17 protein-coding genes and 4 pseudogenes are annotated in these 15252 nt (G+C 59.5%); 11 read left to right on the top strand and 10 right to left on the bottom strand.

From position 1 onward, the window contains the following. The first annotated feature begins 71 nt into the window (after nucleotides 1-71). The 4 genes from C2L64_RS50125 (at nucleotide 72) to C2L64_RS50115 (ending at nucleotide 3366) form a co-directional block, all read left to right on the top strand. Complete coding sequence (locus C2L64_RS50125; RefSeq protein ID WP_090837081.1) at nucleotides 72-1460, top strand: hypothetical protein; 1389 nt, start codon at nucleotides 72-74, stop codon at nucleotides 1458-1460. Between the two features lie 306 nt (nucleotides 1461-1766). Further along, nucleotides 1767-2135, top strand: coding sequence for a hypothetical protein (locus C2L64_RS54455; protein WP_165904603.1), 369 nt, complete (start codon nucleotides 1767-1769; stop codon nucleotides 2133-2135). Between the two features lie 13 nt (nucleotides 2136-2148). Further along, nucleotides 2149-2544 carry a group II truncated hemoglobin gene (locus C2L64_RS50120; protein ID WP_207633996.1) on the top strand — a complete coding sequence of 132 codons (396 nt, stop codon included), beginning with the start codon at nucleotides 2149-2151 and terminating at the stop codon, nucleotides 2542-2544. Nucleotides 2545-3060: 516 nt separating this feature from the next. Then, entirely contained in the window at nucleotides 3061-3366 is a 306-nt protein-coding gene (locus C2L64_RS50115) for a VF_A0006 family four-cysteine protein (protein WP_086919313.1), read from the top strand. A 1033-nt stretch (nucleotides 3367-4399) separates the two neighbouring features. Here the strand turns inward: C2L64_RS50115 and C2L64_RS50110 are convergent. The 6 genes from C2L64_RS50110 to C2L64_RS50090 all read right to left on the bottom strand — a co-directional run bounded on the left by C2L64_RS50110 (nucleotide 4400) and on the right by C2L64_RS50090 (nucleotide 7274). Beyond that, a complete protein-coding gene (locus tag C2L64_RS50110; protein ID WP_086919311.1) occupies nucleotides 4400-4582 on the bottom strand; it encodes a DUF2934 domain-containing protein in 183 nt (60 codons plus the stop codon). Nucleotides 4583-4615: 33 nt separating this feature from the next. Next, nucleotides 4616-4798 carry a response regulator gene (locus C2L64_RS50105; RefSeq protein ID WP_158660669.1) on the bottom strand — a complete coding sequence of 61 codons (183 nt, stop codon included), beginning with the start codon at nucleotides 4796-4798 and terminating at the stop codon, nucleotides 4616-4618. A gap of 694 nt (nucleotides 4799-5492) precedes the next feature. Continuing rightward, a complete protein-coding gene (locus C2L64_RS50100) occupies nucleotides 5493-5750 on the bottom strand; it encodes a hypothetical protein (RefSeq protein ID WP_086919309.1) in 258 nt (85 codons plus the stop codon). Between the two features lie 148 nt (nucleotides 5751-5898). Then, entirely contained in the window at nucleotides 5899-6048 is a 150-nt protein-coding gene (locus tag C2L64_RS54450; RefSeq protein ID WP_165904604.1) for a hypothetical protein, read from the bottom strand. Nucleotides 6049-6265: 217 nt separating this feature from the next. Beyond that, nucleotides 6266-6826: a TIGR01841 family phasin gene (gene phaP / locus C2L64_RS50095; protein WP_103154414.1), complete on the bottom strand. Its 561-nt coding sequence runs from the start codon at nucleotides 6824-6826 to the stop codon at nucleotides 6266-6268. A gap of 250 nt (nucleotides 6827-7076) precedes the next feature. Next, entirely contained in the window at nucleotides 7077-7274 is a 198-nt protein-coding gene (locus tag C2L64_RS50090; RefSeq protein ID WP_086919307.1) for a hypothetical protein, read from the bottom strand. A gap of 442 nt (nucleotides 7275-7716) precedes the next feature. On the opposite strand from C2L64_RS50090, the gene C2L64_RS53895 reads away from it, so the two are divergent. After that, the gene (locus tag C2L64_RS53895) at nucleotides 7717-8028 is read left to right on the top strand and encodes a hypothetical protein (protein WP_143055814.1); all 312 of its coding nucleotides are present in this window, start codon (nucleotides 7717-7719) and stop codon (nucleotides 8026-8028) included. 121 nt (nucleotides 8029-8149) lie between these two features. Here the strand turns inward: C2L64_RS53895 and C2L64_RS55570 are convergent. After that, a pseudogene (locus tag C2L64_RS55570) lies at nucleotides 8150-8352 on the bottom strand (IS3 family transposase); the annotation flags it as partial. Between C2L64_RS55570 and C2L64_RS50085 the strand changes: the two are divergent. The 4 genes and pseudogenes from C2L64_RS50085 to C2L64_RS50065 form a co-directional block, all read left to right on the top strand. Beyond that, nucleotides 8351-8602, top strand: a pseudogene (locus C2L64_RS50085) (DUF3182 family protein); the annotation flags it as partial. The pseudogenes C2L64_RS55570 and C2L64_RS50085 sit on opposite strands and share 2 nt — an antisense overlap. 144 nt (nucleotides 8603-8746) lie before the next feature. Then, nucleotides 8747-8933, top strand: a pseudogene (locus C2L64_RS55565) (hypothetical protein). A gap of 43 nt (nucleotides 8934-8976) precedes the next feature. Then, nucleotides 8977-9411 (top strand): universal stress protein, encoded by a 435-nt coding sequence (locus tag C2L64_RS50075; protein ID WP_086916721.1) that lies wholly within the window; start codon nucleotides 8977-8979, stop codon nucleotides 9409-9411. Nucleotides 9412-9667: 256 nt separating this feature from the next. Beyond that, nucleotides 9668-10006 (top strand): annotated as a pseudogene (locus C2L64_RS50065) (DDE-type integrase/transposase/recombinase); the annotation flags it as partial. 827 nt (nucleotides 10007-10833) lie between these two features. Here the strand turns inward: C2L64_RS50065 and C2L64_RS53890 are convergent. Continuing rightward, nucleotides 10834-11157, bottom strand: coding sequence for a hypothetical protein (locus C2L64_RS53890; RefSeq protein ID WP_133062193.1), 324 nt, complete (start codon nucleotides 11155-11157; stop codon nucleotides 10834-10836). 167 nt (nucleotides 11158-11324) lie between these two features. Between C2L64_RS53890 and C2L64_RS56000 the strand changes: the two genes are divergently transcribed. Next, nucleotides 11325-11456, top strand: a complete 132-nt coding sequence (locus C2L64_RS56000) for a hypothetical protein (RefSeq protein WP_256211656.1) — start codon at nucleotides 11325-11327, stop codon at nucleotides 11454-11456. A 26-nt stretch (nucleotides 11457-11482) separates the two neighbouring features. Here C2L64_RS56000 and C2L64_RS50045 read toward each other — a convergent pair whose 3' ends face one another. After that, entirely contained in the window at nucleotides 11483-12241 is a 759-nt protein-coding gene (locus C2L64_RS50045) for a GNAT family protein (protein WP_086916719.1), read from the bottom strand. A 50-nt stretch (nucleotides 12242-12291) separates the two neighbouring features. Next, complete coding sequence (locus C2L64_RS50040; protein ID WP_086916718.1) at nucleotides 12292-12915, bottom strand: hypothetical protein; 624 nt, start codon at nucleotides 12913-12915, stop codon at nucleotides 12292-12294. 538 nt (nucleotides 12916-13453) lie between these two features. On the opposite strand from C2L64_RS50040, the gene C2L64_RS50035 reads away from it, so the two are divergent. Then, complete coding sequence (locus C2L64_RS50035; RefSeq protein ID WP_090838613.1) at nucleotides 13454-15160, top strand: site-specific integrase; 1707 nt, start codon at nucleotides 13454-13456, stop codon at nucleotides 15158-15160. The last annotated feature ends 92 nt before the right edge of the window (nucleotides 15161-15252 follow it).

Below are 15252 nucleotides of genomic sequence, written 5' to 3'. Positions count from 1 at the left end.
ATCAGATGACAACTTCGCCTCCTCTATAATCAGGATACCCAGAATATCAACATGGCATGGAGCCGTACTTTATGAGTCAAGCCCGCGGGCGATATGCGGGATCCCGGGACAACGGCCAACACCATCCTCGCCACGAAAGTAAATCTCCGCCGAACCGGCAGGGACCACCATACGTGAAGGCGCCTCCCCGCGACTCCGCCCAGACTGCCTCCATTTTCAAAACACGATCGTTTCAGTTTCTGGTCGATGCGGTAGGCGCAGAGAATATCGCGATAGCACTCGAATCGAACATAACGCGCGTGGGCGAACTGATGAAGGGCGAGAGGTTTACGCCCGAGACTGCCTTTCACATGGAAACCACGCTTGGGTTACCGCATGGCTTTTTTGACCAGCCCAATCCTGCGCTCGCGGCCGAGACCATTGCACGCCTGAAGTCACCGCTCGACTTCATTCAAACGGACGACGGACCCGACGTGGAGTCGGAAGCACTTAAGCCGGCTTCTGCCCTGAACGTCGACCAGCAACCATTTCCTAAAGATAGTTTGTCCCAGGAAGCGCAAATGCCAAAGAAAGTAGCGGGCGGGTCGCCCAGAGCCGTCAAGAACAGTCGAAGCGAAATGCCCGAACAGCCTGAACCTCATGCGCCGCTCAAAGCTTCGCCTTCGAAAGACAGGGCGTCTCCTAAAACGCCCCAACAGCAACCGCTGGCATTGAGCGACAGCGCCGAGGTAGAAAACATCCGACGCGCTAACCTCCACGTTCTCACGAGTCGCAATGGATCGAAAGTAAGACTTGGCGTGGTCATGGAGATGAGCGGATTCAACATAGCCGATCGGCTACATGGCAAGAAACGCATGGACAGTCTCGAAGCAAACCGGTTCACGGATCGACTGGGTTTGCCACCTGGCTGGCTGGACACGCCGCGCTCCGAAGCCGACATTCCAGAGTCGGTGTCGCACATGCTTACCCCTGCTTCGCGCGGTCGCGTATCCGTTCAACAACACGAGCCGCTTGCGATTGCAACAGACGATGGCGCGCCAGGGAAGAAGCTCGCCAAAGCGAAGGCGCACACGACGCGCTCACGTGCGGGCGACCTGGGCGATTCGGAAAGCCCCTCGCCTGTTTTGGCGGATGCCGCAGGAGAGCAGGAGACGATCGTCGTCAGCCCGCAAGCTCATGTCAATGATTTCCCCGACGAGCTCGCCGGCCGCTCACCTGAAGAACGTAATGACGAGGCACCGGCAGCCACACCGGCAACCCTTGAGTCGCTCCCCGCCTCCGCAATACCGCAGCGAAACCCGGTACCGGTCCCCTTCGCTACCGTGACCAGCGTGGACAATCTTCACGGTATTGAACCAATAGCGGAAGCATTGATCAAGACGCTGGCAGGTAAAGCACGCACGGGTCGATTGGACGAATTGAAAGCGCTGGAACTTCTGCAGCAAGCGGCCCTGTTGTGAGTCCGTGGCAGCGTGCCAGTCCCCTCGTGCCATGACGCATAAAGCGCATCGGGGTGGCCTGGGCCCGGCGCGCGAGAAATCACCCCGTTTCGGGTCGACGATCGACGACGGATGCCTTGCGCGTTCTTGCTGCAGGATCGGCACCACGCACGGCCTGTCGAACAACAGTCCTATCGGCGACCTGTATCCAACCTGTTTTGCAGTCGGGAAGTTCGGCCCGCCGCGCTTATCGGACACCACCGCGTCGACGTCTGCCTGTCCCGCACGCAAGCGGGTCTCAAGCAAATGCGCACGGTTGGTGATCACATGCCGGTACGCACCATATTGCACGTCTGCGCCGGCCGTGACGACCCTTTCACCGAGCCGCCCGGGGTATTCCCGCCTACCTCTTCAGGGAGAGGCTGGCGCGATGCGTGTTCGCCTATCATGGACGCACACACGTCGACCCGAACGACGCGCTGTCCGCTGATCTACTGTTTCAGCGCCGATTCGCCGTCGCGCAGCACCGTTGGCGATCCGGAGAAAATGGCGCTCTCCGCCGGCGAATCGTCGGCGCCAGTGAGCACGCGCACGTCGGCGGCCGAAGTGAGTATGTTGCGCGAGGCCGAGGATGCTCAACGTCGCGTCGGCGAGCGCGGGACGGTCATCATGCAGGGCACCGCAGGAACCCACTAAACCTGAGGACATCGTGGAGACAAAACGCCAATCGGTGCACCAGATGATCGGCGGCGAAGCGGCGGTTGCGCGCCTCGTCGAAACGTTCTACGACATCATCGAAACCGAGCCCGACGGTGCGAGCATTCATGCGCTGCATTTAAAGGGATTCGGGCTTGGGCACGTGCGCCAGGCCCAGTTCGAGTTCCTGTCGGGCTACTTCGGCGGCCCGCAGTACTATGTCGAGCGAATGGGGCACGCGAGCCTGCAATACATGCACGAGCATATCGAGATTGGGCCAGCGGAAGTTGAAGCCTGGTTGACTTGCATGAAGAAGGCCATTGTGGCACTCGGCTACGACGCCCACATCGAGACGGCGCTGATGCGGCATTTCACACGTAGCGCACATACGCTCCAGAACAGGGCCTAGACGCCGCGATCTGTCGGGTACAACGTTGAACACGTTCTCGAGTTCGGGATGAACCTCGAACGGCCTCTGGTAAAAGCGCTGGATGATGGGGTACCTATGTGCGGCAAGGACAGGTGCTGTCGCCTTGACGCGATATCCTTCGTGCATTGCGCAACCTTTTTCCTCGCATAGGATGGGGTGATCCTTTTCGTGCTTGTATGCAAGTCTTCGTCGGCGTCGCGGCGGCAGCACAGCGAAAATACCGCCGACGCAACAAGGAGCAGAGATTGGATCGACGGGGCCTTTGTTGTCGTCGGATACCGTGCAGTGTCCGACACGTTCCGCCTACATGGTCGCTTCTACCGGGATCAACCAAAGTGAAGAAAGAAACCACCAGCCCATGACGACATAGACGAGCGAAGCTTGCTGCTAGCTTAACCAGATTGTGGAAAACGTACCCTGCCGATCTGTCGCCGGTCAAAATTCGCCATCTGTGGTTGGCCATCGCTCAGCGAGTTGACGGCATTGGGAGAAATCATGCGAAGTCTGTGCATCGCGCTCGTGCTGGCTACGTGCGTCAGCAGCTCGGCACGGGCGGATGAATTTGACGGACAGGACAACGACAATGCGTTTCGCCAGTGTGTCGCACAATCGGCGCGAAGCACCGGCAGTATGCTCGTGTTTCAGATCATGCAGAATGCGTGTCTGAAGCTTTACCGGCAGTCGTCAATGATGAGCGATGCCGAGAAAGGCTACTACGCCTGCCTGCTGCGGTCTCTTCAGGGAGTCAACAACGATATCTATGCCCAGATGGCTGCCAAGGCCTGCGGAGATCGTCGATAGTCAGCACGGGGCAGTTGGACAGCCGATCCGCGGCCCTGTTTTGCTTGACAGTTGTTTTTATCACCTTTCCGAACAGATCGTTGGTTTCTGGCCTCGTTCAGGCCACACGCCATTTCATAGCGCAATGCAACAAACCCGCCTGCAATCAAACCCTTACAGGCCTTCCACTACAAGTTGTCCACAGCTTCATCCACTTTTTCTGTGCACAACTTTCATCGAAGTGTCATGTGATAGGAAGAAATCCGGGCGAAACAGCTAGCTGCCCGCATGAAGTCAATGAAGTAACCTGGAAAGCCCGGCTCACGGCGCATCCCGGCCACAACGGCCAACACCGCGTTCAAGACTTCTGGATCGCATTGCCGAATCCAGCTCCCGACCCACGCCACGAAACAGCGGACAGACACGTGCCGATGTGGTCCCGACATCGGGGTAATCGTCCTTTTGGTGCAAATTCTGGCGGTTAGGATCGAAAAATGCCGCCTTATCAATGACTTGCGGATCGCCCAATCTGTCGCGACTCGCATATTTGCGAAGCCTTGCCATAGGTAGCTCCGCGCCCCGCGACCGCCATTTTTTGCACCCGAAGGACGAATACCCCATGGTGCAGGTCAGGTTAGCGGTTCTGAACGGGGAATTCTCGCCGCGTCGCATCTCGGCGCTCAAGATTGCCGACTCGGGTAGTGGAAAATGCATCGGGCCAGTGTCAGCAGGCGCGCCAGCGGACAGCACAGACCGTGCAATCGTGCCGTGAGCCAGGGATGCCTCACGAAATCGACCTCCCCAACTTTTGCACGCTCTCCAAAGTAAATTCAGGACAGCCGTCCATAGCTTAGAAATCCGGCCCTCGTGATCCCGCGAAGGGTGTGCGGGCTTCAGCAATGACCGAGGGCGTAGATGAACCGGTCAGAGATCGGCACTTGTTCGACAGCTCTCACGCAGGTACATGACCTTGGAAACCAGTCCTGGCGTGGGTTGCACGCAGATTTTCACTCTATGGGCGTTGGGTCACAAATGCCAGATACCGGAGGGCCGATCACTGTTCGGCCTGGGCCTCCGGATCAACCTTCCGCGCAGCGTCTGGAATTGCCGTCTCTTTTTCCACGAGCACACGGGCCATGTGCCAGTACTCGTCTGCGCATCCTTCAAGAGCGCCGTCCTGTTGCCAGAGTTCGTACGCGCGCGCACGGATCCTTTCTTCAACGGTCATAGCATTCATTGCAGTGCCTCTGTTAGTCACGTTGTCGCACGGTTATCGGGAAACGCCAACGTCGCGCAACAGTTCGATGAGCAGGTCGGGATCCACCGGCTTGACCAGATGCTGTCTGAAGCCGGCCTCTGTCGAGCGGGCAACGTCCGCGTCACTGCCGAAACCCGACAGGGCGATCAATACTGAGCCGCGGGTTTGCGGCGACGCTCTGAGTTCGTGGGCCACGTCGTATCCGGTCATTCCGGGTAGGCCGATTGTCCAGTACCATCACATCGGGCGGCCATGCGGTCGCCGCCTGCAATCCGCTGGGACCACCCTCAGCCGTCCTGACCTCGTGTTCATGTATGCGCAGGATGACGGCGAGCGAGTCAGCGTTGTCCCGGTTGTCGTCGACGATCAATATTCGCAACGGCTGGCTGACGCGGTTTGCTATGACAGCGGCGGGCCCAGGCGCATCGGCTACGGGCGCCGGGACAACCGGCAGTCGCACGGTAAACCTGCTGCCTTTGCCCTGGCCTGCACTCGTCGCCGAAATCTCCCCGCCATGCAGTTCGATCACGGATCGATGAGGTTTCCTCCATGGCCAAAAACCCTGGAAAATCGACGGCCTGGCAGGCGCATGGGCGCGCATCTGAGCGGCCACCGTGTAGGCATGGCCATAAACATTAGTTAAATGCCATGCTACTGCGTTACCGTGCCCGGGGAAAGCCATGCCTCGCCGCGAGGAGGTGCTGACGCCTGCACAACGTTTCCAGCTGTTCGCCTTCCCCGACGATGAGAGCGAGCTGATCCGGTTGGCCACGGCAGTGCGACTCAATACTCACGCCACTTGGAATCGAATGCGCCAGTGACGTCGGGGCGGGCCCGGCCCGTACCTTCGCTACCCTGCTCCGAGGCACGTCGATCTGTATTTCGATATCTAATGTGGATGTTGCTGCGTGCGGCTGTGCGACGCCGCGCTGAGCGTGTCCAGACGGGCAAGCAGGACGCGGGCCTTCGTCTCAAGCGCAGGCGGCAGGTTCGTCGCCAGGAGCACAGTGATCCGCGAACGCCAGTAATCCGGCGACGTGACGGGACTCGCCTCCCCGGTATCGTCGTCGTGAAGCAGATGCTCGAGTTGCAGGATCATGGAGCGGATGTGCACCAGGTCCCGTGCGGCCTGATCAGCGTGGTTCATGTGTTCTTAGCCCCTTGCTTGTTGTTCTGCCTGCCAGTCCTTTCCGCACGACGTTCTTGGTCGTGCAGCACGTGCGGGAAGTCGGACCTGTAGATGGTGCGCGCCCCTCATGCAGCGTCCGTCGGGTCCAGGCACGTCATGCGTAATATCAATTCATGTGCTGACGCCAGACAACAGATTCCAGTTGCCGCAGCAACTGCGTCCGCCGATGTTCGCGTCGATAGTGGCCGAACACAAAGATGACCGCGAACAGCAGGACGGCCGAACCTATGGCGGTGCTTAGCCAGGCTTCATCCATCCTTACCTCCTGCAATGTGCAATGACCTGCTCTGGTCGTCGATGCGCGCGTGCTGTCGAGTGCGGTTCAGCGGCTAACGCCTGACACGGACCGCTTGACGGCCTCTCGATGAGTCGGATGACGATCAGATCGCTCCGCCCGGTCAGCTTGCCATGACGGTAGTGGCAAAATATAAAGGAATCCTTGACATAGAGCATCCCTCCGGATTCCCAGGTGGCTATCGCTTTGCGGCCTGTGATACCGGTTCGCTCGCACACTTGGTGTTCCTTGATGCGGCCGCCGCGGCCATGTCAAGGTTGCTTCTGGCGACTTCGACCGCTTGTTGGCCGGTTTTCTGTACGGTTTCGACCAGCGTTTGGGCCGCCTTGATCGCGGAGTCCAGCGCGGCGACGGCCGCCTCCGAGCCAGCCGGCGCGTTTTTGGCGACATCCTCCACTACCGACTGCATCTGGCGGACGTACGCTTCGCATTGCGTCTGCGCGACTTTCGCGAATTCGGTCTGGGTCGACAACATGATGTCGAACAGTTGCCGGTTGTAGCTTTGCACCTTTTCTGCCGTCGGCGCGGCGAGGCTGTCCTTCAGCGCGAGCCAGTCCTGCGGTTCCTTCACGGATAGTGCCTTCTGCGCCAGATCAAACGAATCCGCCAGCGTCGAGCGGGTCACCTGCATGTTCAGTTCAGCCAGTTTCTCAACGCTTTCGACGACCTGGTTGCCCAGGCCGAACAGGATGTCGAGGTTGGCCTTCCGCGTTGCTGCTACCTGTTCCGGGGTCAGCATGATGAAAACTCCTGTAAGGACGATCCGCGCGAACGTTGTGCCGCCCTGGACGGGTCACAACGGGAAACGGCGGGATCGCGTGAAGCCGGTGAAGTGCGTGGCTCGGGGCACACGCAGATAGTCCGCAGGTCAACGTTGAATCGGGCGACCGATATATCCGATGTCGAACGCCACCGAGTGTGCGCAGCTGTAGACGCGACGTCACGGTGTTGCGCCAGTGCGCGGGATCGGACTCGCCGACGGCTGCTACCTAGCGTTTTCGGGCAACGGCCCGAAGCACTGAATCGCCGTCGCGGGTGAGGCGGGGGCGCTGATCTCCGGACGCGAGTCGTTCCAGCGCGACCAGTTGCTGTTCCAGCAGGGTGTCCAGTTCTTCGCGGTTCAGGTCGATCTGGTCAGGTGCTGCCTTGACCAGCATTAGCGTGGCGAATTCGTGAGGGCTTAGCATGCATGTCTCTCCGTTATCTGGATTATCAGTCGTGCTGACGCATCAATGACCGGTGACGCACCATTCTCGCTGTCGATATTCCGCATTTATTCCAGTTCTTATAGCCGGCATTGCGAATTCGGTTTTTCAAAGCCGGACCCAAATGTTAAGTCCGAACGGAGGGCGAGGCTGGATGAAAATAATATATGAAGCTTGTATGTTGATAGAGGCGCTTTGTCCGACGTATCGAGCCCCGACGCGCATATGTTTGAAACGTATTCTCAGTCGGTACCGCGGGGTGCTCAGGCGATGTGAGCAGACTAAATAGCCACTGTAAAAATAGCTTTGCAAGTACATCCGATTTAAACCGAATTTGCCTGATCTAAATACTAATACTTTTCTCTTAATATGATTCTCATTATCAAAATGTCAAATTCGCGAGCTATACTTCCACGAAAAATTCATGGCAACAACGAGCAAACCGATGACCTCTCAACATGAACGAGCAGGCGTCACCGCGAGCCTGACCGTGCGAGCTGCCGCCGGCCAGTTGAGAATTCTGCCTGTCTGGCAGGCGCTGGGGCCCCATGCCGCGAAGGCCAGACGGACCAGGATTCACTGCAGCAGGAAGCACAACGTCGACGAAATGACGCTGATGTTTGAGGCTGTTTCAACTTCCGATCTGCGCGAAGTAGCTTGGCGGCTAAACACCCAGTCCTGGGTCGTAGCGACCTCGCTTCATACCTTACCGGCCAGCTCATCCACTGTCCGGTGAGATGGAGGGTAATGCGTGGTTCATCTGAAGCCAGGATCCTTCTTCTGCTCACCGTCGCCCGTGGACATCGTATGCAAGAGGGGGCGAGCGAGGTCGGTCGTCAATAGTGGAAGCCAACGGGTTAAGCAGCGAGCCGATTTTTGAAGAACTTCTGCGTGAAGGCGGCAGGAGACAGGTAGTCGAGGCGAGCCTGTTTGCGCTGCCGGTAGTGAAAGATCTAAATATATTCGGTGATCGCGTCGCGGGCTTGCTGACGCGTGGCGAAACGCTCGTGATGCACGAGGTCGTTCTTGAGCGAGCCGGGAAGCCTTCCATCGGCGCGTTGACGCTCGTATATCCTGGAGGACACAAGGCGGCTCAAACCGGTCACGAGATCGACACGCTCCGGGAGCTCGCCAGGCAGATCGCCGAACTCAAGGGGACGTGGCTTGCGGGCGAGTTCAATGCGAGGGTTGCATATCCCGCGCATCGTTACCTGGTCCCCGACGACACACTGACGCTTGCGCAAGCACGCAAGCTTGGAGTGCTGTGTGATCTGTTCGGTGGCGTCGTGCCGTTCCCGTTCGCCGCCAGCCATTGCGGCGGGAACAAGCTGCACGGCAATCGGGTGAAAATTTCCGGATAGCTATCACGTGTATATATATCACGGTATGATATATATTGTTACTGTAGAAGTCCAATGATCGCTCGTCAAGCGTTTGCGCCGAGGGAGGACATCATGGTTATTGACAGTGACTTCGAGGTCGGATATCTCGTTGTAGTTTTTGCACTGCTAGGTGTAGTTCTGATTGGGGGGGCTTCTGAGCGCCGTGCATCTGGAACGGTGTCATCCCAAACTGATAGGCGCGGTGCTCGGCGCCCTGCTCGGTGTCGCTGTCATCGAGGCCGTCCCGCTTTTTACTTGAGCGCGATGGACAGGTGGACAGCCGTACCTCGTGGAGGCGAAGGATGACGCCATTCGACCGCATACTGCTTTGCTATGACGGGACACCGGAAGGACGTCAAGCACTCCGTTGCGGTGCAGCACTTGCACGCGAACTGCAAGCAGAGACGCATCTGTTAGCGGTGGTTGATAGCTCGTGGTGGACGAGCGGATACGACGTGCTGTCATCGATGGCGTTCGAGATGGACGAGGACGCGGCAAGATCGATTCTCGAGGAAGGTACCAACCGACTGTCGAATTGCGGACTCACGGTGCAAGGACAATATTGCGTCGGGGATCCCATCGACAGGATTGCCACGATTGCCGGGAATCTAAGGGTTGATCTGATTGTCATTGGACATCATCGCGCCGGACCGTTCGCCCGTTGGTGGACTGGCGAACGCCACGCACAGTTGCTGGATCGCGTCGCCTGCGGGGTTTTGTTTGAGATATCACGCTGATTGCACTCTCCGTACGTTTCCTCGACGAGTGTCCTGGATTGCTCGCCTGCCGTTCGAACGTGCGACTATGTCGACAAATTGCTCGAACTGCTCAACACTCAATTTCGTTGGAATCGTTTGCCCGCATTGACTTCCAGCCATCCGTAACATCCACAAATCCGGACTTTAACCGATCTGGCGGCGCAGATCGCCAGATCCAGTCCTGATGCGGCTCGCAGACAAATTTAGCCGCCTCAGAAAACCCGCAACCAGTTGAATCAAAAATCAGGGCCAGCCGCCGAAGACGATCACGCTCGATGGGTATGCTGCCTCGCATCGGGCGGTGCGTGAGATGAAGGCCGACGGCGTGCTGCCTGAAGAAGCGAAGGTCCGCTCCTCAAAGTACCTGAACAATCTGATTGAGCAGGACCATCGAAACATCAAGTCCAGAACGAACGCGATGGTCGGCTTCAAACGGTTCAGCAGTGCTGCGACCACGATTTCAGGCATCGAGTTGATGCATCGCATTCGCAAGGGGCGGTTCAACCTCGCGAAGTTCGGCCTCAGGGATACCACTGCGCCCACAGTCTGGAATGCCGTCCTGTTCGATCAATAAGGTATCCATATCTATAGGAAACATCTCGGCCAACTCACCTATTTGCACCAGAGCCTTCAAAGCCCGGTGTGATCCAATCTAGGCAATCGAATAGCTCATCGTAGGACGCATCCACCGGCGGCGTCCGTGACAGACCGAATACGACCTCTGGCTCGAGTCGCGGTAGCGAGGTGCGCTGCAGGCAAACCTTGCCTCGGCCATCATAGTGCATGACGGTCGTATCCCACGTTGGCCCCCAGATTGGGGCGAATACCTGGTATCGCTCCAAGATTGTGCGATTGGTGAAACCTACTTTATAGCCCACAACATGTTCGCCGCGAGCTTCTCGGAGGGCACGCACGAGGAGTGCTGCGTGGTAGGCCTCCTTCTGATCCTGGCGGGCCAAAGCGAACCCTCGTCGTAATGAGAAAGGATGGTTTTGGGGTCCATGTGATGTCTCCTTGTTCCTGCCATTTATAGGGCGGATGAAAGGGCGTAGGCATGTACGCTTCTTCGGAATTCTGTTGAGCTAGGGCCGCTACTTCGGTGGCCCCCGTAATGACTCGAAGCCCCGCACCTATCCGCCGTGAGCCTCCGCGGGCGCGGGCCATGCGGGCTGCAGTGCTCAACGCACTCGTGAGCGACGACTACCAGAACGCCTTCGCAGTGCTCGAAGAGGCGAAGCTGGTGTTGGCACACTTCGCGATGTTGGACGGAAGCGCTCGGCGAGTATGATCTCGCGATTGGCCTCGAGCGCGATCCGGCAGTGCGCCGGTTCCCGCGGCGCAAAGCGCATGGAGCGGACATCGGCGAGCAGCTAGCATGGCGCCTTGCGAAAGGTCGCTTGATCATGCTGTGTGGTTCGCGCCCGCACGCTCCGACATCTCGTTTCCCTTCGCCCGCATGCATTCCAGGTACGCAAGATCGTATCTTTGCTGCACGTTCAGTTGTGCCCGCGGCACCTGGGCGTCGCTCGCAGCGCGCGTGTCCGCGCCGCCCGCCAACTGCTCCCTCGCATACTGCTTGCACTGCGCATCCTCCTGCAGAAAGACCGTGAACGGCTTGTCTCGCCCTGGCTTCACGGCAACCGCCGGGCCGATCGGCTGCGACAGGCATCCGGCGGCAACCGCGCAGACCGTCACGGCAATCAGGATTCGACGAGAAAAACTCACGGCGTCCGCTCCGATTTGAACTATCAGGAAGCATCTGTGGACCAATACACTCAATAGTGATACCACGACGATCACCATGAAAGAAGAGCCCGACTCATGAATGATCCGGCCAAGAAAACGAACCCGACGCTTGGTGTCGCAGCGTAGATCGTCGTTTCGTGTTGCGGGTGATCGCTACGATTCTCTACAACGCGGTCACCGAACTGCGCGAATACGAGCGCGAGAATCCCGTCGAGTCGGTGGCGTCCGCGGCGGCTGCGGCCGTGAACGCGATCACTAGCGCGGCGTCGGCGCAGTGAGCAAAGCTGAGGGCCCTCGCGCAGCGTTAGTGCAACGCCGATACTCTGTCCACTTCTCCTTTCAGGATGTCTTTGGCCTGCTGCAGCGACGAAGCGTACGGGATGTCGGTGCTGACGAGAGCCACGTCGACTGGATCGGCCGCGCATGACAGCGGCTGGCAGGGCTCATAGCAGAAGTAGTTCACGTCCGGGCAACCCGCTTTCCCGGCGGGTCCGTATGCGCGGAACGTTTCGCGATTCCAGTCACATGGTTCGCCGAACATCTCGAACGAAACGCGACATACCGGCCTGAAACCCAGTCTGCGATAGTAAGCCGTCAGGCATGTATCGAAGCAGTACAGGTGGTTGGCGCCCTCCTGGATCGCCAGCTGAAGCAGTTGTGTCATGGATCCTGGGTAATTCGGCGATTTGCATACACTGGAGAGATAGCCGCGCGTGTCTTCCGTGTTGCCGAGGGCGAATACCGCCATGCCATCGTGTGACACGAATAGCCGCCTGTTCCGGAAGAGTTCAACGGCAGGAAGTAGCACAGTGGCGCCGTGATCACCATGTTCGGCCTTGGCTTGCCGAAGCAACGTCAAGAACGCTTCAGCGTCGGTGATCTCGTACGCCAAAAGACGCCCATCGCAATAGTAGTGACGCGTCGGCGTCAATGCTACGGGTCCCTCGGGGATGTCACTTCTAACCAATACCGGTCCGGTGACAGTGGGGTCGACGCTTTGGCCAATGATTCTGCGCAGGTCTTTCGAAGCAATAGTGTTGATCATCTGGATCTCTCTGCTCATCTAAGTCACTCTCATCAATGCCGGGCACGTACGTGGAGCCTTAAAACAACTTACGCATGACTGGATTGCAATCGCCTCATTGCCAGCCCTGCCAGCCATCGCGCGTCCTTGATCAGGCCAAGCGCAAGGATGAAGCCGCCGAATGCCATGCTCGATATTTCAAACCCGTGCTGGAGATGAGGATGTCCAAGCATCGACAACGCGATGACCGAGACACTCACGAGATAACCCAGAGTTACGTTGCCGTCGCGGGTGCCGAAGCCGCAACTGGCGATCAGAACAGCCACATACTGCGTACCTTGCGAGACGAGTGTGGCAAGCAGTGCGGCACCGGGCACCCCACCAATGTGGGCGATGTCGACTGGGCTGACCAGGCCGCCGTGCACAACCGCTGACATGAAAATCAGGTTGAATGTCAGCTGTACGAGAAACCGGCCGAGCTTTCCCATCGTGACGAGGCGCGTTACGCGGACCATCGCGGCGTCGGCAAAATTGCAGAGAAACGAGAAGAGTGGCGCGGAAAGCGCCATGAACATCGCTGTTCCAGACAACCAGGGGCTTTCCCACATGGACGTACCCGTTCCGTAGGCGAAGTAAACCAGTGCACCGATGCAAAGTGAAATGCGCAGCTGGCGCACATAGGAGACGACGACAGACGGGAGCTTCACGTTCATAAAAGTGCCTCGTACATTGGCTCAACCTCGAACGAGATAGTACGAGACAGCAGCAAATGACCAAAGCAGAGAGATATGTCATTCAGTTTCACGACTGTTCTTCTGACCATTAAATAAGGCCGGTTGCCATCAGCAGACTGCGCGGCGAGCGCGCATTTGCCGTGTTAGACGTATGACGATACTTGCGCTAGGCCCGACGCTTCTCAGAGTTAGTTCCGAAGGCGCATGAGTTGTAGAAGCGACGATGATCAGTGGAGATTGGCAGGCATCTTCCAGGATCGCAGCGCGTCGTAGTCATCGAGGGTCTTCGCGAGGGGAAGTTACTGCAACAGCCAGCGAAGGTAAGTACCGGGTATCAGCGCACTCACAACGGCACCCCGCCCTCGATAGCGCTGCCTGCCGCCGGTGCGCCTGCGCTTCTCACGTGAACCATGAACCCGACCGGACCCGGATTTTTCAGAAGAACGTGCAGCCGAACCGTGCTATTATGATAAGTTTTCTTATCATAATGGCGCTGTTTGTGCGCTAAACTTGAGGCATGCAAAAATGGCCTGACCCGATTCCCGCCCCGCCCGCCAGCGAACCTCCTCCCGGCTTTCCCGATGCGGATGAACTCGCCGTGCTGCGCGCGTGGTACGCGGGCCTGCCCGTGCGGCAGGCCGTCGCGCGCTATCTGCCCGCATGTCTGGGTGGCGGCAAGTCGGCGCGCGGCGTGCTCGGCCAGATCCGTCGCAGGCTCGTCGCGCTCGCGCGCGCCGCGCATCGCGGCGATCTCGCTGGACTGCTGGACCATCCATCTGCCGCGCGCGAACAGCATGCGAAAGCCGTGGGTCACGCCATCGACGCGCTGCGCACGGCGCGCCCGCCGGCACCCCGGATCGCGGACGACATCGCACACTGGTTCGCACCGCGCGCGGTACGGGTGTTAAACGCACACGGCATCACGACGCTCGCGGATCTGACCGTGCGCATTCCGCGCCGGCGCCAGTGGTGGAAGGCGGTGCCCGGACTCGGCGTGGCCAGCGCACGCGCCATTGAAGCGTTCTTCGCCGCATGGCCTGCCCTCACGGAGAAAGCACGCGCGCTGGTGGTCACCCGCCAGCGCAACGACATCGTGCCGTGGGAAGCGATCCGCCTGCCGCACGAGGTCGACGGGACAGCCGGTACCTTCCGCGCGCCGCGTGCAACCTGCACGCTCGATGCAACCAACGACTATCAGGCGGTGCAGACCTGGCTCGCGCTGCACGAATCCCCCGCGACCCAGCGTACCTACCGCAAGGAGGCCGAACGCCTGATCCTGTGGGCCATTGTTGAGCACGGCCGCGCGCTGTCCTCGCTCACCACCGAGGACGCCATCGCCTACCGCGCCTTCCTGCGGCAGCCCTCGCCCCGCGCGCGCTGGGTCGGTCCGGGGCGGGCCCGCACCTCACCCGACTGGCGACCCTTCAATGGGAGTCTCTCCACGCGCTCGGTGGCCCACGCGCTGTCGATCCTCGGCGCGCTGTTCCGCTGGCTCGTGGAGCAGCGCTACGTGCTGGCCAATCCGTTCGCGGGCGTCAAGGTGCGCGGCAGCAGTCCGACCGCGCTCGACGCCTCGCGCGCCTTTACGGACGGCGAGTGGGCACTGGTGCGCACGATGGCCGACGGGCTCGAATGGTCCTACGGCTGGAGTGCACCCGCGGCGCAGCGGCTGCGTTTCCTGCTCGATTTCGGCTATGCAACGGGGCTCCGGTCCAGTGAACTGGTTGGCGCGACCCTGGGCCAGGCGGAAACGGACGCGCGCGGCGAGCACTGGTTACGGGTTACCGGCAAAGGCAAGAAATCCGCGCGCGTCGCGCTGCCGCCGCTCGCGTGGGATGGACTGGCGCGCTATCTGGCTGAACGCGAATTACCCGTCGTGCCCGTGCGCTGGCATCCGGCAACCCCCATCATCGGCGCCCTGGAAACGGACAGCGACTCGGCCATCAGCAGTGCGCGCCTGTGGGTCGTGATACGACGGTTTTTCCTGCTGGCGGCGAAAGCGATTGAGGCCGACCACGCGCCGCTTGCGGACAAGCTGCGGCGCGCCAGTCCGCACTGGATGCGGCACACCCACGCCACGCACGCGCTGGGCAGCGGCGCGGAACTCACCGCGGTGCGCGACAATCTTCGTCATGCGTCCGTCTCCACCACCTCGATCTACCTCCACAGCGATGAGGTCAAACGGGCACGCCAGTTTGCAGAGGCGTTCGCCGCGCGAAAATGAGGTCGTGGCGTGCCTTGTCGCGTGACATGCCAAGCCTGTGATCGGTGAGAATCTTCGGGGTCGCCGCAAACGTGGCCGAACGAGCCTGACAC

The sequence above is a fragment of the Paraburkholderia hospita genome (genome assembly GCF_002902965.1).
In the GTDB taxonomy this organism is placed as follows: domain Bacteria; phylum Pseudomonadota; class Gammaproteobacteria; order Burkholderiales; family Burkholderiaceae; genus Paraburkholderia; species Paraburkholderia hospita.
The sequence above is the reverse complement of the archived record's forward strand: the minus strand, read 5'-3'. Positions and strand labels throughout refer to the sequence as shown.